Origin of the sequence: Stenotrophomonas sp. MMGLT7, assembly GCF_021168555.1 — a bacterium.
Taxonomy (GTDB): Bacteria; Pseudomonadota; Gammaproteobacteria; order Xanthomonadales; family Xanthomonadaceae; genus MMGLT7.
In genome coordinates this window covers 40,739-59,653 of record NZ_JAJOZS010000002.1, presented here as the reverse complement: position 1 = coordinate 59,653, position 18,915 = coordinate 40,739, and the positions used below count along the sequence as shown (strand labels likewise).

At 73.3% G+C, this 18,915-nt stretch carries 11 protein-coding genes and 1 pseudogene; 6 read left to right on the top strand and 6 right to left on the bottom strand.

Annotation, left to right across the window (positions count from 1 at the left end; genetic code table 11):
• Positions 1–3: 3 nt before the first annotated feature.
• The 3 genes from LRX76_RS03025 to LRX76_RS03015 are packed head-to-tail and all read left to right on the top strand — an operon-like array spanning position 4 to position 8,003.
• Complete coding sequence (locus tag LRX76_RS03025) at positions 4–6,327, top strand: Hpt domain-containing protein (protein WP_231801970.1); 6,324 nt, start codon at positions 4–6, stop codon at positions 6,325–6,327.
• Positions 6,328–6,385: 58 nt separating this feature from the next.
• Positions 6,386–7,492, top strand: a complete 1,107-nt coding sequence (locus LRX76_RS03020; protein WP_231802609.1) for a chemotaxis protein CheB — start codon at positions 6,386–6,388, stop codon at positions 7,490–7,492.
• Positions 7,493–7,526: 34 nt separating this feature from the next.
• Positions 7,527–8,003, top strand: coding sequence for a chemotaxis protein CheW (locus LRX76_RS03015; RefSeq protein WP_231801968.1), 477 nt, complete (start codon positions 7,527–7,529; stop codon positions 8,001–8,003).
• A 200-nt stretch (positions 8,004–8,203) separates the two neighbouring features.
• Here LRX76_RS03015 and LRX76_RS03010 read toward each other — a convergent pair whose 3' ends face one another.
• Together LRX76_RS03010 and bioA are read right to left on the bottom strand one after the other, a co-directional pair.
• Positions 8,204–8,938 carry a 16S rRNA (uracil(1498)-N(3))-methyltransferase gene (locus tag LRX76_RS03010; protein WP_231801966.1) on the bottom strand — a complete coding sequence of 245 codons (735 nt, stop codon included), beginning with the start codon at positions 8,936–8,938 and terminating at the stop codon, positions 8,204–8,206.
• Positions 8,929–10,347 (bottom strand): adenosylmethionine--8-amino-7-oxononanoate transaminase, encoded by a 1,419-nt coding sequence (bioA, locus tag LRX76_RS03005; RefSeq protein WP_231801964.1) that lies wholly within the window; start codon positions 10,345–10,347, stop codon positions 8,929–8,931. The genes LRX76_RS03010 and bioA overlap by 10 nt, the downstream gene beginning before the upstream one ends.
• Before the next feature lie 44 nt (positions 10,348–10,391).
• Between bioA and nudE the strand changes: the two genes are divergently transcribed.
• From nudE to mazG, 3 genes and pseudogenes are all read left to right on the top strand, one after another.
• Entirely contained in the window at positions 10,392–10,946 is a 555-nt protein-coding gene (gene nudE, locus LRX76_RS03000; protein ID WP_231801962.1) for an ADP compounds hydrolase NudE, read from the top strand.
• Positions 10,943–11,746 (top strand): 3'(2'),5'-bisphosphate nucleotidase CysQ, encoded by an 804-nt coding sequence (gene cysQ, locus LRX76_RS02995; protein WP_231801960.1) that lies wholly within the window; start codon positions 10,943–10,945, stop codon positions 11,744–11,746. The genes nudE and cysQ overlap by 4 nt, the downstream gene beginning before the upstream one ends.
• Positions 11,747–11,896: 150 nt before the next feature.
• Positions 11,897–12,724, top strand: a pseudogene (gene mazG / locus LRX76_RS02990) (nucleoside triphosphate pyrophosphohydrolase); the annotation flags it as partial.
• Between the two features lie 227 nt (positions 12,725–12,951).
• On the opposite strand, the gene pdeM reads toward mazG, so the two are convergent.
• The 4 genes from pdeM to LRX76_RS02970 all read right to left on the bottom strand — a co-directional run bounded on the left by pdeM (position 12,952) and on the right by LRX76_RS02970 (position 18,750).
• The gene (pdeM, locus tag LRX76_RS02985; protein ID WP_231801956.1) at positions 12,952–13,599 is read right to left on the bottom strand and encodes a ligase-associated DNA damage response endonuclease PdeM; all 648 of its coding nucleotides are present in this window, start codon (positions 13,597–13,599) and stop codon (positions 12,952–12,954) included.
• Positions 13,589–16,078 carry a ligase-associated DNA damage response DEXH box helicase gene (locus tag LRX76_RS02980; protein ID WP_231801954.1) on the bottom strand — a complete coding sequence of 830 codons (2,490 nt, stop codon included), beginning with the start codon at positions 16,076–16,078 and terminating at the stop codon, positions 13,589–13,591. Before LRX76_RS02980 ends, pdeM begins: the two co-directional genes overlap by 11 nt.
• A complete protein-coding gene (locus LRX76_RS02975; RefSeq protein ID WP_231801952.1) occupies positions 16,075–17,679 on the bottom strand; it encodes an ATP-dependent DNA ligase in 1,605 nt (534 codons plus the stop codon). The genes LRX76_RS02980 and LRX76_RS02975 overlap by 4 nt, the downstream gene beginning before the upstream one ends.
• Before the next feature lie 66 nt (positions 17,680–17,745).
• Positions 17,746–18,750, bottom strand: a complete 1,005-nt coding sequence (locus LRX76_RS02970; protein WP_231801949.1) for a ligase-associated DNA damage response exonuclease — start codon at positions 18,748–18,750, stop codon at positions 17,746–17,748.
• Positions 18,751–18,915 lie beyond the last annotated feature (165 nt).

The window sequence follows — 18,915 nt, the reverse complement described above, 5'->3', positions numbered from 1 at the left end:
GCCATGAGCGCGTTGCGCGATGCAATCAGCCATGCCGCCCTGGGCTGGGTGAAGCCCGAGCTGGACGAGACCCTGCGCCTGGCGCGCAGCGAGATCGAGTACTTCGTCGACGAATCCGGCGACGGCAGCCACATGCGCCTGTGCGCCGGCTACCTGCACCAGGTGCAGGGCACGCTGCGGATGGTGGAACTGCAGGCGCCGGCGATGGTGGCCGAGGAACTGGAACTGCTGGCGCTGGCGCTGCACGACGGCCAGCCGGCCCGGCGCGACGAGGCCTGCGCCACGCTGATGCGCGGCACGGTGCTGCTGCCCGACTACCTGGAGCGGCTGCAGGACGGCCACCGCGACATCCCGATCGTGCTGCTGCCGCTGCTCAACGAGATCCGCGCCGCGCGCGGCGTGCCCGGCCTCGACGAGAGCGTGCTGTTCGCCTTCGACCCGGCTGCGGCCAGCGCCACCGAGGCCGAGCTGGACCACGCCCGCGGCAGCCTCAGCGGGCGCAACCGCGAACTGCTCGACACCGTGGGCACGGCGGTCAAGGAAGAACTGCTGCGGGTCAAGGACGCGCTCGACCTGCACCTGCGCACCGGCGGCGACGTCGCCGGCCTGCAGCCGCAGGTGCAGGAGCTGGGCAACGTCGCCGATACCCTGGGCATGATGGGGCTGGGCGGAGCGCGCGAGGTGGTGGTGCAGCAGCGCGATGCGCTGCAGGACATCGTCGATGGCAGGCGCCAGGCCGACGAGGGCCTGCTGCTGGACATCGCCGGCGCGCTGCTCTACGTGGATGCCTCGCTGGACGACCAGGTCTCGCGCCTTGGCCCGGGGGCCGGCGTCGAGGACGACATCGGCAGCGGCGAGCTGCGCCGCACGCTGGACGTGCTCGTGCAGGAGGCGATCGCCAACTTCGCCGCCGCGCGCGAGCATTTCGTCGCCTTCATCGAGACCAACTGGGACCACGCCCGCCTGGCCGCGGTGCCCGGCCTGCTGGGCGAGGTCGGCGGCGCCTTGCAGATGCTGCAGCTGCCGGAGCCGGCGGCCTTCATGGAAGGCGTGCGCCGCTACGTGGCGGTCGAGCTGATCGGCAGGCAGCGCGTCCCCAGCGGCCGCCAGCTCGACACCCTGGCCGATGCGATGGCCAGCCTGGAGTACTACCTGGAAGCGCTGCGCGAGCGCCGCCCCGGGCGCGAGGAGATCCTCGACATCACCCGTTCCAGCCTGGAAGCGCTGCGCTACTGGCCGCTGCCGGACGAGCCGCAGGATGCCGCGGTGGCCGCTGCGGAGCCGGAAGCATCGCCCGAGGCGGATGCCGACGCGGCTGCATCCGAGCCCGGCGCATGGACGCCCGATGCCGGCGGCCCCGGGCAGCCGGAGCAGGACGAACAGGACGAACAGGACGAGCCGGCCGCGACGCAGGCGGATTCCGCGATCGCCGCCGAGGCGCCGGACGCGGCGCCGGTCGAGCCGGAACCGATCGTGGTGGAGGCATGGCGGCTGCAGGTGGACGACGCCGAGCCGCCGACCCTGGCCCCGGTTTCGTTCGATCCGGTCGCCGCCGAGACCGGGCAGCCGTTCGATTACCACGCCCCCGCGATCACGCCTTTCCGCGTGGAAGGCGTGGGCATCGTGGAATTCGATTCCAGCGCCTCCGTGCCGGTGTCGTCCGATGCCTTCGATCCGGTCGCCGCCGAGGCGCCGCCGGTGGCGGACGATGCGCTGCCCGGGTACAGCTTCGACATCTCGCTGACCTATCCGGCGCCGCCCCCGGCGGAGGCCGCGACGGCCGCTGCAGGCGATGCCGACAAGCTTGCGCAGCCGCGGCAGGACGTGCCCGACGCCGAACCGCCTGCGCAGGCGCCCGGCACCGCCGTGCCGCCGCCGCCCAGCGGGGACGGCGCCGCGGTGCCGTACGTGCAGACCAGCGCGGGCGTGCACGAGACGGTCCCCGCCCGCATCGAACTGGACGAAGCCTCCGAGGCGTTCATCGCCGAGCTGGACGCGGCGGCGGCGGACTTCGATCCGCAGGCCGCGACCGCGGCCGCGATGGACACCGCCGCCGCGGCCGGGACGCAGGAGCCAGTTGCCGCGCCCGCCAATGCCGCCGGACCGGCCACTGCGCCGCATGGCGGATTCGAGGACGGCGGCGGCGACATCGACGAGGAAATCCGCGAGGTCTTCCTGGAGGAGTTCGCCGAGGAGATCGACAACCTGGCGCAGCTGCTGCCGCTGTGGCGCGCAGCGCCGGCGGACATGGAAAGGCTGCGGCCGGTGCGGCGCATCTTCCACACCCTCAAGGGCAGCGGCCGCCTCGTCGGCGCGCGCGTGCTGGGCGAGTTCAGCTGGAAGATCGAGAGCATGCTCAACCGCGTGCTCGACGGCAGCCGGCCGCCGAGCGCGGCGGTGCTGGCCATGGTCGAGCAGGCCCGCCAGGTGCTGCCGGAGTTCGACGCGGCGCTGCACGGCACGCATGCCGTGCAGGCCGACCTGGCGGCCATCGAGACGGTGGCCGAGCGCCTCGCCGCCGGCGAGGACGCCTGGTACACGGCGGCCGCGGCGACGCCCGAGCCGGCGCTGCCGAGCGGTACGCCGGCGTCGGTGGACGGCGTGCTGCGCGAGATCCTGGAGGCCGAGGTCGCCACCCACCTGGAAACGGTGAATGCCTGGCTGGCCGCTGCCCAGTTGCAGCCGCAGGCCGCCACCGAGGCACTGCTGCGCGCCATCCACACCATGAACGGCGCGTTCGCGATGACCGACGTGCCGGAGATCACCGGCGTCACCTCGCCGGCGGAAACCTACGTCAAGCGTTCCCTGGCCGCGCAGGTCGTGCCGACGGCCGAGGGCGTGCGCGCCCTTGCCGATACCCGCGATGCCGTTGCCGGCACCATCGCCGCGCTGCAGTCGCCGTCGCCGGTCGTGCCCTCGTTCGCCGATCTCTCGGCCCGGTTGTCGGCGCTGGTGGCGATGCTGCCGGAGGCCTCGTGGCCGCCGCAGCTCGAGGACGAAAGCGAGGAACCGGAGGCCGTCGCCGAGGCGGTCGAGCTCAGCAGCGCCGACGATCTGTCCGGTTACCTGGATGCGGCCCATGGCGATGCCGCGGTCGGGGCGGACGCGTCCGCCGAAGCGGACTCGCAGGAGCCGCAGGCCCCGGCGCCGGATGGCGAGGATGCGGGCGGGGTCGAGCCGGTCGTGGCCGCGGACCACGTCGCCGCTGCCGGCGAAGCCGATGCGGATGCCATCGAGTGGGCGGTCGCCGCTGAGGACGGCACGACCGAGCCCGAAGCCGAGGCCGAAGCCGAGCCCGAAGCCGAAGCCGAAGCCGAAGCCGAAGCCGAAGCCGGGGAGCCTGCACCATCCGAAGGAATCGGCTCCGCTCCCGGCGCCGCTGACGCCGTCTCCGGCTCCGTCCCGGCTGGGGACGGAACGGAACTCGCGACGGAACCCGCAGACGAAGGGTTCTCCGGTTACGAGGACGAGTTGTCCATCGACCCGGCGGATGCGATGCAGAACGTGGATGCCTTCGCATCCGGCTCCGGGACCGCCACTGCCGGCGAGCCTGGGCAGAGGGTGGACGCCGACGCTGCCGTCACGGCAGACGTCGATGGCGCGCAGGCACAGGACGAGCCGCTGCCGTTCGAGCCGGACGCCGAAGCCGAAGCGTCCGGCCCCGAAGCCGATGCCGGGGACACGCAGGCCGACGCCGAGGAAGACACGCTGGAGAGCCTGGCCGACAGGATCTCCGCGGACCTGGACGAGGAGCCCAGGCCGCCGCAGCCGCCCGCCGCCGGCGAGGCATGGCTGCTGGAGACGCTGCGGCGCGACATGCCGGCCGCCGGCCGCCCGCGGCCGGATGCTTCCGCCGCCGACGAGGCGACCGGAGCGGACATCGTCGATGACCTGCCGCCGGCAACGCAGACCATCGAGGCCACGGACGAAGCGCCGGCCACCGTCGCCGAGGATGCGCCGCTCGACTTCGACGAACTCGATCGCGAACTGGTCGATATCTTCGTCGAGGAAGGCAAGGACCTGCTCGACCACTGCGACCGCCTGCTGAGCGACCTGCGCCAGAACCCGCGCGAGCGCGAACTGCTGGCCGGGCTGCAGCGCGACCTGCACACGCTCAAGGGCGGCGCGCGCATGGCCGGCATCGACGCCATCGGCGATCTCGGCCACAGCATCGAGTCGTTGCTGGAAGTGCTGGCCGACAGTCGTGTCGAACTGGGCCGCGGCGACCTGCAGCTGCTCGAGCGCGGGTTCGACCGGCTGCACCACCTGCTCACGCGTACCGGCGTCCATCGCGCGGCGGCGATGCCGCGCGACCTGGTGGACGCCTTCGCCCTGCGCGCGCAGGGCGGCCGTCCGGTCCTGGACGAGGCGCCGCTGCAGACGATGATCGACGAGACGGTGGCCCCCGCCGCCGTGCCGGCCGAGGCCGAGCCACTGCCGCTGGCGGTGGGCGAACTGTCGCCGCCGTTGCCGCCTGAGCCGGGGGCGAACGACGACGAGCAGGTGCACGGACCGCATCAGGAACAGGTGCGCGTGCGCGCCGACCTGCTCGACAACCTGGTCAACTACGCCGGCGAAGTGGCGATCTACCGTTCGCGCCTGGAGCAGCAGCTGGGCGCGTTCCGCGGCGCCATGGCCGAGCTCGACCGCACCAACGCGCGCCTGCGCGACCAGCTGCGGCGCCTGGACCTGGAGACCGAGGCGCAGATCGTGGCGCGCTACCAGCGCGAGCAGGACAACAATGCGCAGGCCTTCGATCCGCTGGAGCTGGACCGCTTCTCCACCCTGCAGCAGCTCAGCCGCGCGCTCAACGAGTCCGCGGCCGACCTGGGCGGCCTGCAGGGCGTGCTGGACGACCTGGCGCGCCAGTACGACACCCTGCTGCAGCAGCAGTCGCGCGTCAGCTCGGAGCTGCAGGACGGGCTGATGCGCGCGCGCATGGTGCCGTTCGACGGCCTGGTGCCGCGCCTGCGCCGCGTGGTGCGGCAGTCCGCGGCCGACACCGGCAAGCAGGTGCAGCTCGTTCTCGACGGCACCCACGGCGAGCTCGACCGCAACGTGCTCGACCGCATGGTCGCGCCGCTGGAGCACATGCTGCGCAATGCCGTGGCCCATGGCCTGGAGACGCCGCCGCAGCGCCGCGCCGCAGGCAAGCCGGAGGAGGGCACCATCGCCATCCGCCTGCGCCGCGAAGGTTCGGAAATCGTGCTGGAAGTGGCCGACGATGGCGTCGGCCTGGACCGCGAGGCGATCCGCCGCCGCGCCGAACAGCGCGGGCTGGTCGAGGCCGGCGCGCAGCCGGGCGATCGCGAGCTGGACGCGCTGATCTTCGCCTCCGGCTTCACCACCAGCGACCACGTCAGCCAGCTCGCCGGGCGCGGCGTCGGCATGGACGTGGTGCGCAGCGAGGTGCGCCAGCTCGGCGGCTCGGTGGACATCCACTCTGTCACCGGCCAGGGCGTCACCTTCGTGCTGCGCCTGCCGCAGACGCTGGCGGTCACCCAGGCGGTGTTCGTGCGCATCGGCGACACCCAGTTCGCGGTGCCGGTTGCCTCGGTCAGCGGCATCGGCCGCATCGGCCGCAGCCGCTTCGAGTCGGGCGAGGGCGGCTACCACTACGGCGGCGAGGAATACGCCCTGTACAACCTCGGCGCGCTGGTCGGCAAGGGCGCGGCCAGCGCCGAGGGCCAGCCGCAGGTGCCGCTGCTGCTGGTGCGCGCCGGCGACCTGCGCGCCGCGGTTGCGATCGACCAGGTGCTCGGCAACCGCGAGATCGTGGTCAAGCCGGTCGGCCTGCAGATCGCCTCAGTGCCCGGCATCTATGGCGCCACCATCACCGGCGACGGCAGCGTGGTGGTCATCCTCGACGTCGCGCCGCTGGTACGCCGCTGGCTGCTGCAGCCGCAGGCGCCGGTGGTCGAGACCCGCCATGCCGAGCAGCGGCAGGCGCCGCTGGTGATGGTGGTGGACGATTCGCTGACCATGCGCAAGGTCACCGGCCGCGTGCTGGAGCGGCACAACCTGCAGGTGGCGACCGCGCGCGACGGCGTCGAGGCGCTGGAGCTGCTGGCCGAGCGCGTGCCCGACCTGATGCTGCTGGACATCGAGATGCCGCGCATGGACGGCTACGAGCTGGCCACGCAGATGCGTGCCGATCCCCGCTACAAGGACATTCCCATCGTGATGATCACCTCGCGCAGCGGCGACAAGCACCGCCAGCGCGCCTTCGAGATCGGCGTCCAGCGCTACCTGGGCAAGCCGTACCAGGAGCTGGACCTGATGCGCAACGTGTACGACCTGCTGGGGATCGCCCGTGTCCGCGAATGACGGCGGTTCCCCGCTGCAGGTCGCGCTGCTGGCGCGCGAGGGGCGTGCGCGCGAGCGCATGCGCGATGCCCTGGTGCGGGCCGGCGCGCACCTGGTTCTGGAGGACGACCCGCAGGCGCTGGACGGGCAGGCGCTGGCCGCCGCCGCACCGATGGCGGTGCTGGTGGCGCTGGAACCGGCCATCGAGGACGCGCTGGAACGGCTGCAGCCGTCATTGAGCGCAGCGGGGCTGACGGTGGTCTTCGACGAGGCCGAGCTGGCCGCCCGCCGCGAGGGCTGGGAAGCGCAGCGCTGGGCGCGGCACCTGCTGGCCAAGCTGCGCGGCAGCGGCAACGTGCTGCCGCCGGGTGCCGAGGACGATGCGGCATCGGTCCCGCCGGCACCGGGCCTGGCTTCCACGCCGCTGCACGCGCATGCGCCGGTCACGTCCGCCATCCATGCCGGGGAAGCGCCCGGTGCCGCCGTGCGGTTCCCCGCCGACGAAACGCAGGTTCCTGCCGCGGCACTGGCCGATTCCAGCACCTGGACGCTGGTCGATGCCGACGACGCCGCGCCGGTGGTGCGTGCGGCCGGGCCCGCGGCGCCCGACGTGGCGCCGGCGGGGTTGTCGCTGCTGGAGATCGAGGCCGCTGGGCCGCGGCCCGGCGGCGCGGTGCTGCTGCTGGCCGGCATCGGCGGGCCGGACGCGGTGCGCCGGCTGCTGGCCGCGCTGCCCGCCGATTTCTCCAGGCCGGTGCTGGTGCAGCTGCGCCTGGACGGCGGCCAGTACGGCAACCTGGCACGGCAGATCGCGCGCGTATCGGCGCTGCCGGTGATGCTGGCCGAGGCCGGCCAGGCCGTGGCGGCGGCGCAGGCGTACGTGCTGCCCGACGACATCGGCCTGCAGGCCAGCGACGGCGGGCTGCGCTTCGTGCCCGACCGCGCCGCGCACCCGCTGCTGGCCGCATTGCCGCCGGCCGAGAGCGCGGTGCTGGTGCTCAGTGGCGCCGACGTCGACCAGACCGGCGACGTGCTGGCCTTCGCCGCGCAGGGCGGCTGGGTGGCCGGGCAGGGCGGCGAAGGCTGCTACGACGCCAGTGCGGCCGCGTGCGTGACCGGGCAGGGCCTGCCCGGCGGCGAGCCGGCGCAGCTGGCCCTGTCGCTGGCGCGGCGCTGGGGCGCCTGAGCCTGTCCACCACCTACCGATCCGGGAACATTGCATGAGCTACGCCAGCAACGACGAAATCCGCGGAGTCCTGATCCAGTCGGGCAGCGAGCGCGTGCTGCTGCCCAACGCGACCGTCGCCGAGGTGATGTCGCGGGTGCCGGTCGAGCCGGTGGCCGGCGCCCCCGCCTGGCTGGCCGGCGAGATCGCCTGGCATGGCTGGAAGGTGCCGCTGATCGCGTTCGCCCGTTTCACCGGGCTGGGCCAGGAACTGGTGGCCGCCAGCAACAAGGTGATCGTGCTCAAGGCGCTGGGCGGGAACCCGGAACTGCCGTACTTCGCGCTGCTGACCCAGTCGTTCCCGCAACTGGTGTCGATCCCGCGCGACGGCCTGCTGGCCGATGCCTCGGAGGAGACGCTGCCGCCGGGCGTGCACATGCGCGTGCTGCTGGGCGAGCAGAGCGCGCTGCTGCCGGACCTGGACGTGCTGGAAGCGGCGCTGCGCGAACAGTTGCCGACCGCCGTCGGCTGAGATCCCGCCCCCGTCGATTTCCTGCTTTCCGCAGGAACACCCCGTAGGAGCGACGTAGGAGCGACTTCAGTCGCGATGGGGCTTCACCGATAAAGCCCCATCAGCCCCATCGCTACTGAAGTCGCCCCTACAGGGGCTGCCGCGAGCGCGCGGCCTGCAGCGGATAGCGGCGATTGCGAGGGCGTCGCGGCCTGGCCGGGCTACAGGTCGCCGAACCGAGCCTGCAGCGCCGCGATCGCGGCCAGTCCCGCGGTCTCGGTGCGCAGCACGCGCGGGCCCAGCTGCAGGCCGCTGAAGCCGGCCGCGGCGAGGGTGTCGCGGTCGCGCGGCGACCAGCCGCCCTCCGGGCCGATGGCCACCACCACGTCCATCGTCGCCGACACCTGCAGCGTCGGCAGCCGGTGTTCGCCGTGCGGGTCGAGGGTGAGCCTGAGCGCCCCGGCGTCCAGCAGGCCGGCGGCCTCGGCCAGCGGTTGCGGTGCCTGCACTGCCGGCACGCGCGCGCGGCCGGACTGGCCGCAGGCCGAGGCGATCACCTCCTGCCAGTGCGCCAGCCGCTTGGCGCCGCGCTCGGCATCGAGCCGGACCTCGGTGCGCTCGGCCAGCACCGGCACGAAACCGGCCACACCCAGCTCGGTCGCCTTCTGCAGGATCAGGTCCATCTTCTCGCCGCGGGCGATGCCCTGCAGCAGCACGATGCGCAGCGGCGATTCGTTGTGCAGTTCGCGCCGGCCGGTGAGGCGCACCCGCACTTCGCGCTTGCCGACGCTGGTGAGCTGCGCGTCGTAGTCGCAGCCGTCGCCGTTGAACAGCACGCAGGCGTCGCCTTCGCGCAGGCGCAGCACCCGCGTCAGGTGGTGCGCGGCGTCGTCGGGCAGGGAAAGCTCGGCGCCGGCCTGCAGCGGCTGCTCGACGTGGCAGCGGGTCAGGCGCATGCCACCGCCTCGTCGATCGCGGCCAGGGTGGTCTCGGCCAGCAATGCCAGCTGGTCGGCGTCGATGCAGTACGGCGGCATCCAGTACAGCACGTCGCCGAGCGGGCGCAGCACCACGCCGCGCTGCAGTGCGGCGCGGTAGGCGCGCAGGCCGATGCGGGCGCCGGCGGGGAACGGGGTGCTCCTGTCGCCGTCGCGGGTCAGTTCGAACGCCACCACCATGCCGGCCTGGCGCACGTCGGCGACATGGCGGTGGTCGGCGAACGGGGCCGACAGCGCGCGCAGGGACTGGGCGGTGACGCGGTTGCGCTCGATCACGTCGTCGCTGGCGAAGATGTCCAGCGAGGCCAGCGCCGCCGCGCAGGCCAGCGGATTGCCGGTGTAGCTGTGCGAATGCAGGAAGGCGCGCTCGCGCGAGTCGTCCAGGAACGCATCGTAGATGTCCTGCGTGGCCAGCACCGCCGCCAGTGGCAGGAAACCGCCGGTCAGCCCCTTGGACACGCACATCAGGTCGGGCATCGTGCCGGCCTGCTCGAACGCGAACATCGTGCCGGTGCGGCCGAAGCCGGTGGCGATCTCGTCGGCGATCAGCAGCACGCCGTGGGCGTCGCACAGCTCGCGGGCGCGGCGCAGGTACAGCGGATCGTGCATGCGCATGCCGCCGGCGCACTGCAGCCGCGGCTCCAGGATCAGCGCGCAGACCTCGCCGGGGTGGCGTTCCAGCAGCGCGGCCAGGCCGGCGGCGGCCTGCTCGGCGCGCTCGGCCGGCGACTGTCCCGGCTCGGCCAGCCAGGCGTCGGGCGAGGGCGCGAACAGCGCTTCCTTCAGCAGTGGCGCATAGACCTGGCGGTAGAGGGGAATGTCGCCGACCGACAGCGCCCCGATGGTCTCGCCGTGGTAGCCGTTCTCCAGCGCCACGAAGCGGGTGCGGCCGTGCTCGCCGCGGTTGTGGAACCAGTGGAAGGCCATCTTCAGCGCCGCCTCGACCCCGGCCGAGCCGTTGTCGGCGTAGAACACCTTGGCCAGCGGCGCGCGTCCCGGCTCGCGCGGGGCGATGTCCAGCAGCCGCTCGGCCAGCCTGACCGCGGGCTCGTGGCTGAAGCCGGCCAGCATCACCTGTTCCAGCCGGCCCGCCTGGGCGGCGACGGCCGCGGCGATGCGCGGCTCGGCGTGGCCGAACAGGTTGGTCCACCAGCTGCTTACCGCATCCAGGTAGTGGCGGCCGTCGTGGCCGACCAGCCAGGCGCCGCGGCCGTGGCTGATCGGTACCAGCGGCAGCGTGCCCGGGTGTTCGCGCATCTGCGTGCACGGGTGCCACAGCACCGACAGGTCGCGTTGCCGCCACGATTCGGCAGACTCCGCGGCGGTCCGGTCTGCTAGGATTTCGGCTTCATGGAGACGTTCTTGCATCAGCACATTGTATCGGCCGCGCCCGGCAGCGTCGGGACCCGGCCGTGAGCCACCGCCTGCCGATCATCCATGCCGTGCGCGAGCGCAGCGGCGATTCGCCGGACCGCAGGCTGGAGGAACTGGACCTGGAGTTCGCCAACGGCGAGCGGCGCCTGTACTACCGCCAGCGCGGCACCGGCCGCGGCGCGGTGGTGGTGGTGCCGATGCTCGACGCGCAGACGGTGCTGCTGGTGCGCGAGTACGCCGCCGGCGTCGAGCGCTACGAGCTGGGCCTGGTGAAGGGCCGCATCGACGGCGAGGAGACCCCGGCGCAGGCGGCCGACCGCGAACTCAAGGAAGAGGCCGGCTACGGCGCCCGCCGCCTGGACGTGCTGCGCGCGATGACGCTGGCGCCCACCTACATGAGCCACCAGTCGTGGCTGGTGGTGGCCCGCGACCTCTACCCGGAGAAGCTGCCGGGCGACGAGCCGGAGGAACTGGAAGTGGTGCCGTGGAAGCTCTCCGAACTCGACCGGCTGATGCTGCGCGAGGATTTCTCCGAGGGCCGCTCGCTGGCCGCGCTGTTCATCGCCCGCGAGTGGCTGGAGCGGCAGGGGTGATCCGCCTGACCACCGACCTGCGCGAAACCGTCATCGCCATCGCCCAGCAGGCCGGCGCCGCGATCATGCGGGTGTACGGCACCGATTTCGAGGTCGACCACAAGGCCGACGACAGCCCGGTCACCGGCGCCGACCTGGCGGCCAACCGGGTCATCGTCGATGCCCTGGCGCGGTTGACGCCGGACGTGCCGGTGCTGTCGGAGGAATCGGCCGCGGTGCCGTGGGACGTGCGCCGGCACTGGGCCAGCTACTGGCTGGTCGACCCGCTCGACGGCACCCGCGAGTTCGTCAAGCGCAACGGCGAGTTCAGCGTCAACATCGCCCTGATCCACCAGGGCGCGCCGGTGTTCGGCGTGGTCCAGGCGCCGGTGGACGGACGCATCTGGCACGCGGTCAAGGGCGAGCAGGCCTACCGCCGCGAGGGCTACCGCGACGTCGCGCTGCGCACCCGGGTGCCGGCCGCCGCGCCGCTGCGGGTGGCGGCCAGCCGTTCCTGGCGCGATGCGCGCACCGACGCGCTGCTGGCGCGCATGGGCGAGATCGAGCGGGTGCCGCAGGGCTCGTCGCTGAAGTTCTGCCGCATCGCCGAGGGCGAGATCGACGTCTACCCGCGTTTCGGCCACACCTGCGAGTGGGACACCGCCGCCGGCCAGTGCGTGCTGCATGCCGCCGGCGGCGCGCTGCTGTCCGCGGCGAGCGGCAAGCCGTTCCGCTACAACCGCCGCGAGACGCTGATCAACGGCGACTTCATCGCCCTGGGCGACCCGGCGCTGCCCTGGCGCGACTGGCTGCCGGCGTAGTGCCGGGCTGGTGCATCGGCCGAGCGCTTCCGCGTAGAGCGGAGCTTTGCTCGGCTGGGCTCAGCCGGGAAAGCCTCAGCCGGGCCCCGAAAAGGGATGCAGGCACAAGCCCGGCTCTACAATGCCGGTCTTCGATTCCGGAGCGAGTGCGTGGACCAGCCGAGCAACCCGAGCAACCCCGACCGCGGCGACATCGCCGAACTGCTGCGGATCATGGCGCGCCTGCGCGACCGCGAGCACGGCTGCCCGTGGGACATCGAGCAGGATTTCGCCAGCATCGCGCCGTACACGATCGAGGAGGCCTACGAGGTCGCCGACGCGATCGACCGCAACGACCTGCAGGACCTCAAGGGCGAACTCGGCGACCTGCTGCTGCAGGTGGTGTTCCATGCGCAGATGGCCAGCGAGCAGGGCGCCTTCGCCTTCGCCGACGTGGTGGCGTCGATCTGCGAGAAGATGGTGCGGCGGCATCCGCACGTGTTCGCACAGGTGCAGGCCGACGACGCCGAGACGGTCGGCCGCAACTGGGAGGCGATCAAGCGGGACGAGCGCGCCTCGGCCGGCGAGACCGACGCCTCGGCGCTGGCCGGCATCACCCGCGGCCTGCCGGAGTGGCAGCGCGCGACCAAGCTGCAGTCGCGCGCGGCGCGCGTCGGCTTCGACTGGCCGGGTCCGGCGCCGGTGCTGGAGAAGCTGGGCGAGGAGCTCGCCGAGGTGCGGGCGGAGTTCGCACGCGGCGACGTCGCCGGCAACCACGCGCGGCTGCAGGACGAGATCGGCGACGTGCTGTTCGTCTGCGCCAACCTGGCGCGCCATGCCAAGGTCGACGTCGGCGCCGCGCTGCGCCATGCCAACCTGAAGTTCGAACGCCGCTTCCGTGCGATGGAGGCGCTGGCGCGCGCGGACGGCACCACGCTGGCGGAGCTTTCGCTGGACCGGCAGGAGGCCTGCTGGCAGCGGGTCAAGCGGCAGGAGCGCGAGACCCCTGACCCGTAGCAGCCGGGGCGTGCTCCGCTCCCTCCCTTTCGCCGAAGGCGAAGGGGAGGGTTGGGGAGGGGTGCTTTGGGGCTTTGCCGCGAGCATTGCATCAGCTCTCGATTGCGGGGGTGTCAGCGACGCGTTGCCAACCAGGAAGATCAAAGCCCAAGCAACGGCACCCCTCCCCAACCCTCCCCTGCGCCGCGCGCAAGGGAGGGGGCGGCATCTCAGCGCTGTTCCGGCAGCGCGACCGCCTCGCCTTCGACACAGGCCACCAGCCGCTCGCCTGGCTGCAGCACCGGCGCCACGCCGGCGGTGAACTGCGAGAACGCCGGCAGCACGGTCGCCTGCGCACGCAGCCAGAACGCCGGCCAGCGGCGGCGCAGGCCGGGCAGTGCCACCTGCGGGTGCAGGTGGCCGCACAGCACGTGCAGCCGAGGGTGCGGCGCCGGGTCGTGGCGCAGCGCGAACGGGCCGTCCTCGACCTGCTCGCCGGCCACCTCGATGCCCAGCGCGGCGCCGGCCAGGGCGCGGTCGTGGTTGCCGCGGATCGCCATCACCGCCAGCGCCGGATGGCGTTCGCGCCAGGCGCACCAGCGCCGTTGCCAGTCGGCGCGCGGCGCCGGGCCGTGCAGGATGTCGCCGAGCATCCACAGCGAGTCGCAGCGGTATGCCTGCAGCAGCGCATCGAGCCGCTGCAGGTCGTGCCCGGTGCCGCCGGTGGGCAGGGCGATGCCGGCGCGGCGGAACGCGTCGCCCTTGCCCAGGTGCAGGTCGGCGATCAGCAGCATGCGCCGCCGCGGCCGGTACAGCGCGCGATCGCCGAGCAGCAGCACGTGCTCGCCGGCCAGTTCGAGTTCCACCTCATTGCCCATGGCGCTGCTCCAGCTGCGCCGCCGCGCGCAGCACCCGCGCCTTCCAGTCCTCGGTGCTGAGCTGGCCGCGGCGGCGTTCGGCCCACAGCGGGAACGACAACGGGGTCAGGCCGCGCGGCGCGTGCAGGCGCAGTTCGCGGCCGGCACAGTCCTGCAGCGTCGCCGCCAGCCGGCTGAATTCCAGCTGGCCTTCTAGCACCTCGCGCTCGGCCTGCGCCAGCAGCAGGTGGCCGGGATCATGGCGTTCCAGCACGTCGTACAGCAGGCCGCTGGAGGCCTGCAGCTGGCGCATGCTGCGGGCGGCGCGGCCGGGCAGGGACGGCGGCAGCAGGCCGGCGATGCGGGCGATCTCGCGGAACTGGCGGCGCGCCAGCTCGCCCAGGTTGAGGCTTTCGCGCAGGTCCTGCAGCAGCTCCCCGGGGGCGAGCAGTTCGCGCAGCAGCCCGGCATCCAGCGCCGCGTCGGCGGCCGGCGTCAGCACCAGGCCGTAGTCGTTGGCGGAGAAATCGAAGCTGTTGCGCTGCCTGCGTCCCCAGCGCAGCGACAGCAGCGCGGCCAGGCCCTCGTGCACCTGGCGCCCGGCGAACGGGTACAGGAACAGGTGGCGGCCATCGCGGGTACGGATCGATTCGGCCAGCAGCCGCCCCGGAGCCGGCAGCGACGACAGCCGCTGCTGCAGGTCAAGCAGCGGCGCCAGCGTGCGCATCTCCGGCGCATCGCCCGGCGCGGCGAACACCGCCTCGACCTCGTGGGCGAGTTCGGACGACAGCGGCATGCGCCCGCCCATCCACTTCGGCACGCTGCCGTCGCCGCCCTTGGCCAGCCGCACGTAGGCGGTCATGTCCTGCAGCCGCACCAGCTCCAGCTGGCGCCCGGCGAACTGGAAGCGGTCGCCGCGGCGCAGCCGGCCGACGAACTGCTCCTCCACCGCGCCCAGCGGGCCGCCGCGCAGGAAGCGCACCGCCACGCTGCCGTCGCCGACGATGGTGCCGATGGACAGGCGGTGGCGCAGCGCCACGCGGCGTTCGCGCACCACGTGGCGGCCGTTCTCGTCGCGCTCGACCTTGCGGAAGTCCGGGTAGTGCGACAGCGCCCGGCCGCCCTGCACGATGAAGTCGAGCACCGCCTGCCAGGTGGCGTCGTCGAGCGCGGCGAAGGCGTCGGTGCCGCGGATCTCGGCAAGCAGCGCGCCGGCGTCGAAGCCGCCGCCCAGCGCGCAGCTCACGCAGTGCTGCGCCAGCACGTCCAGCGACAGCCGCGGCGGCACGCGCGACTCGATGCGGCCGGCGGCCACGGCGCGGCGCGCGGCGGCGTACTCGACCAGTTCCAGCGCGTGCGACGGCACGCAGACGATGTGCCCGGCCTGGCCGGGACGATGGCGCGCACGGCCGGCGCGCTGCAGCAGCCGCGACACCCCCTTGGGGCTGCCGACCTGCAGCACCTGGTCCACCGCCGGGAAGTCCACGCCCAGGTCCAAGCTGGAGGTGGCGACCACGCAGCGCACGCTGCCGTGGCGCAGTCCGTCCTCGGCCGCGGTGCGCAGCGCCGGGTCAAGCGAACCGTGGTGCAGCGCCAGCGTGTGCGGCTCCTCCGGCCACACCGACGCCAGCGCCTGGTGCCACAGCTCGGCCTGCGAGCGGGTGTTGGTGAACAGCACGCTGGTGCGCACCGCCAGCAGCTTCTCCAGCACCCGCGGCAACTGCGCCAGGCCGAGGTGGCCGGCCCAGGGAAAGCGTTCGCCGCCAGCCGGGCGCAGCGTCTCCAGCGTCAGCGTGCGCGGCTTCACCCCGGCGACGATGGCCGCGTCGGGCTGCTGCGGCAGCAGCACGTCGCGCGCCTGCGCCAGGTTGCCCAGCGTGGCCGACAGCCCCCAGGTACGCAGCCCGGGCGCCAGCGCGCGCAGCCGGGCCAGGCACAGCTGCAGCAGTACGCCGCGCTTGTTGCCGAGCAGTTCGTGCCATTCGTCGACGATCACGCAGCGCAGGCCCGCCAGCCGCGGCGCGGTATCCGGATAGGACAGCAGCAGGGCCAGCGATTCGGGGGTGATGACCAATGCGTCGAGCTTGCCGTCGCGCGCCAGGCGCTTGTCGCGCGCGCTGGCGTCGCCGGTGCGCAGGCCGATCTGCCAGTCCAGGCCCAGCGCCTCGGCCGGCGCGCGCAGCGCGCGCAGGGTATCGGCGGCGAGCGCCCGCAGCGGGGTGACCCACAGCACCTGCAGTTGCCGCGGCGGGCTGCGCCGCCTGCGTGCCGGCGTCGGCGCCGAGTCCCGTGCCGGGGTGGCGGCCAGCGCCTGCAGCAGCGGGCCGCCGAACGCCGCCAGGGTCTTGCCGCTGCCGGTCGGCGTATGCAGCAGCCCGGATTCGCCGTCCAGGTAGCGGCGCCACATCTGCCGCTGGAACGGCAGCGGCTTCCAGCCCTGCGCGGCGAACCAGGCCCGCAGCGCCGCCATCGCGGCGCGCTCGCCGCGCCCAGGCTTCATCGCGCCAGCGCCTGCAGCGCCGCCAGCGTGTCCGCCTCGGCCGCCGGCTTGTCGTGGCGCCAGCGCAGGATGCGCGGGAAGCGCACGGCGATGCCGGACTTGTGCCGCGTGCTGCGGTTCACCGCCTCGAAGCCGAGCTCGAACACCTGCAGCGGCGCGACCGCGCGCACCGGGCCGAAGCGCTCGCGGGTGTTGGCGCGGATCCAGCGGTCCAGTTTCAGGATCTCGGCATCGTCCAGCCCGGAATAGGCCTTGGCCACCGGCACCAGCGCATCGCCGTCCCACACGCCGAAGGTGTAGTCGGTGTACAGCGTGCTGCGGCGGCCGTGGCCGGATTGCGCGTACAGCAGCACCGCATCGATGGTCAGCGGATCGATCTTCCACTTCCACCAGTCGCCACGGCGGCGCCCGGCCTGGTAGGGCGAGGTCGCGCGCTTGAGCATCAATCCTTCCACGCCGCGCTCGCGCGAACCTTCGCGCAGTTGCGCGGCGGCGTCCCAGTCGGCGGCATCGAGCAGCGGCGAGGCCTGGATGCGCGCATCGCCCAGGGTGTCCAGCACGTCGTCCAGCTGCGCGCGGCGCTGCCGCAGCGGCTGCTGGCGCAGGTCCGCGCCGGCCAGTTCCAGCAGGTCGTAGGCCATCACCCGCGCCGGGGTGGCGGCCAGCGTCTTCGCGCCGGGCTTGCGGCGCTGGATACGCGTCTGCAGCGCGGTGAACGGCAAGGGAGCGGGTTCGCCTTTTTGCCAGACCAGCAGTTCGCCGTCGAGCACCGTGCCTTCGGGAAGATGCATCGCCGCCTGCTCGATTTCCGGGAAGCGGCCGTCGAGCCGCTCCTCGCCGCGCGACCACAGCGCCACGCCGTCGCCGCGGCGGATCAGCTGCACGCGGATGCCGTCCCATTTCCATTCCAGCAGCCAGTCGCCGCTCTCGCCCAGCGTGGCGGCCGCCGCTTCCAGTGGCGAGGCGAGGAAGAACGGGTAGGGCTGCTGGCGGTCGCCCGGCAGCTCGCCGGCGCTGAGCAGCGCCGGCAGCAGCGCCGGCGACGGCGTCCACTCGCCGAGCATGCGCTGGGCGATGCGCGCGATGTCGATGCCGGACAGTTCGGCCAGCGCCTGCTGCACCAGCCGCTGCGACACGCCCACCCGCAGCGCGCCGGTCAGCAGCTTGTTGAACAGCAGGCGCTCGTCGAAGGCCAGCGAGCGCCAGGCCGCGACGATCGCCGCGCGCCGTTCCTCCTCCGGGCGGTTGGCCAGCGGCAGCAGCCGCCCCTCGATCCATTCGGCCAGCGCCAGGTCGGCAGCCGCTGTGGGCGGGTCGTCCAGCAGCAGCGCCAGGGTCTCGGCGAGGTCGCCGACCTGGTCGTAGCTCTCGTCCACCAGCCAGTCCGGCAGTCCCGCGGTCTCGGCCAGCCAGCGCCGCAGCTCGCCGCTGGCGCCGATGCGGCGCCTGGCCCCGGCGATCTTGCCGCCGCACAGCAGGTACAGCGCCCACGCCGCGTCGTGCGCGGGCGCGTCGCGGAAATAGCGCAGCAGCGCCGCGCGCTTGTCCAGCGTGGCGGTGCTGCGGTCCAGCTCGCGGTAGAGCGCGGCGAAGCGCTTCATGCGCGCTTCCCCTCGCGTGCGGGGAACCGCAGTGGCCGGCGCTTCATCGCAGACGGTGCAGGCATGTCATTCCTCCGCGCCGAATTCGGTGCCCAGGGACTCGGCCGCCACGCCCTGTTCGCGCAGCAGCCGGACCAGCGCATGGGTGTCGCCATGGGTGGCGATCACCCGCCGCGCGCCGGTCTCGGCGATGGTGCGCAGCAGCCCCGGCCAGTCGGCGTGGTCGGAGATGACGAAGCCGCGGTCGTAGTTGCGCCGGCGGCGATTGCCGCGGATTCGCATCCAGCCCGAGGCGAAACCCTGCTGGGCGTGGCGGAAGCGGCGCAGCCACGGGCTGCCGGCTGCCGACGGTGGCGCCAGCACCAGCTGACCGGCGAAGTCGGCGCCGCGCGCCTGCCCGGCTACCGGAACGGTGTCCAGCATCGCCACGCCGGCCTGGCGGTAGACCTCCACGCCCGCGGCGATCGCCCCGTGCAGCAGCGCCGGCTGCGTCTCCAGCGGCAGCAGCTCGGCCAGCAGCCGCTGCGCCTTGCCCAGCGCATAGCAGAACAGCACCGCCGCCTCGCCGCGCTGACCGCACTCGCGCCGCCACTGCACGATCTCGGCGGCGACCGCGGCGGTGTCGGGCCAGCGGTGGACCGGCAGGCCGAAGGTGGATTCGGTGATGAACGTGTCGCAGCGCACCACCTCGAACGGCGCGCAGGTCGGGTCGGCCTGGCGCTTGTAGTCGCCCGAGACCACCCAGACCTCGCCATCGACCTCGATCCGTACCTGCGCCGAGCCCAGCACGTGCCCGGCCGGGTGCAGCGACACGCGCGCGCCGCCGAGCGCGAACGCCTCGCCGTAGTCGTGCGCGTGGTAGCGCTGCTCGCCCAGGCGCCAGCGCAGGATCGGCAGGCCGGGCGTGCTGCAGTGGTACTCGCCCATGCCGGTGCGCGCATGGTCGCCGTGGCCGTGGGTGATCAGCGCGCGCGGCACCGGCTGCCAGGGGTCGATGTGGAAATCGCCGGCCGGGCAGTACAGCCCCTCCGGACGCAGCACCACCAGGTCGCGGTCCTGTGGATCGGTCATGCCGCCATCGTGACCGGCCCGGCGTGCAGGAGATGAGAATCGCCCGGCACCTGCCGGGAGCATTCAAGCGCGGCGCCACCCGACGGGTATCGCTGCCCATGCTCCTGGGCTTGCCCGGGCCGCGCGCCGGCCGGATTGGTGGAGAATCGGACCCACGATCCGGGA

Excerpts from the sequence above, each read along its gene's own strand:
- bioA (WP_231801964.1), bottom strand. The coding sequence starts at position 10,347 with ATGCAAGAACGTCTCCATGAAGCCGAAATCCTAGCAGACCGGACCGCC.
- LRX76_RS03010 (WP_231801966.1), bottom strand. The coding sequence starts at position 8,938 with ATGCGCCTGACCCGCTGCCACGTCGAGCAGCCGCTGCAGGCCGGCGCC.
- LRX76_RS03025 (WP_231801970.1), top strand. The coding sequence starts at position 4 with ATGAGCGCGTTGCGCGATGCAATCAGCCATGCCGCCCTGGGCTGGGTG.
- LRX76_RS02980 (WP_231801954.1), bottom strand. The coding sequence starts at position 16,078 with ATGAAGCCTGGGCGCGGCGAGCGCGCCGCGATGGCGGCGCTGCGGGCC.
- LRX76_RS03015 (WP_231801968.1), top strand. The coding sequence starts at position 7,527 with ATGAGCTACGCCAGCAACGACGAAATCCGCGGAGTCCTGATCCAGTCG.
- LRX76_RS03020 (WP_231802609.1), top strand. The coding sequence starts at position 6,386 with ATGCGCGATGCCCTGGTGCGGGCCGGCGCGCACCTGGTTCTGGAGGAC.
- LRX76_RS02970 (WP_231801949.1), bottom strand. The coding sequence starts at position 18,750 with ATGACCGATCCACAGGACCGCGACCTGGTGGTGCTGCGTCCGGAGGGG.
- LRX76_RS02975 (WP_231801952.1), bottom strand. The coding sequence starts at position 17,679 with ATGAAGCGCTTCGCCGCGCTCTACCGCGAGCTGGACCGCAGCACCGCC.
- pdeM (WP_231801956.1), bottom strand. The coding sequence starts at position 13,599 with ATGGGCAATGAGGTGGAACTCGAACTGGCCGGCGAGCACGTGCTGCTG.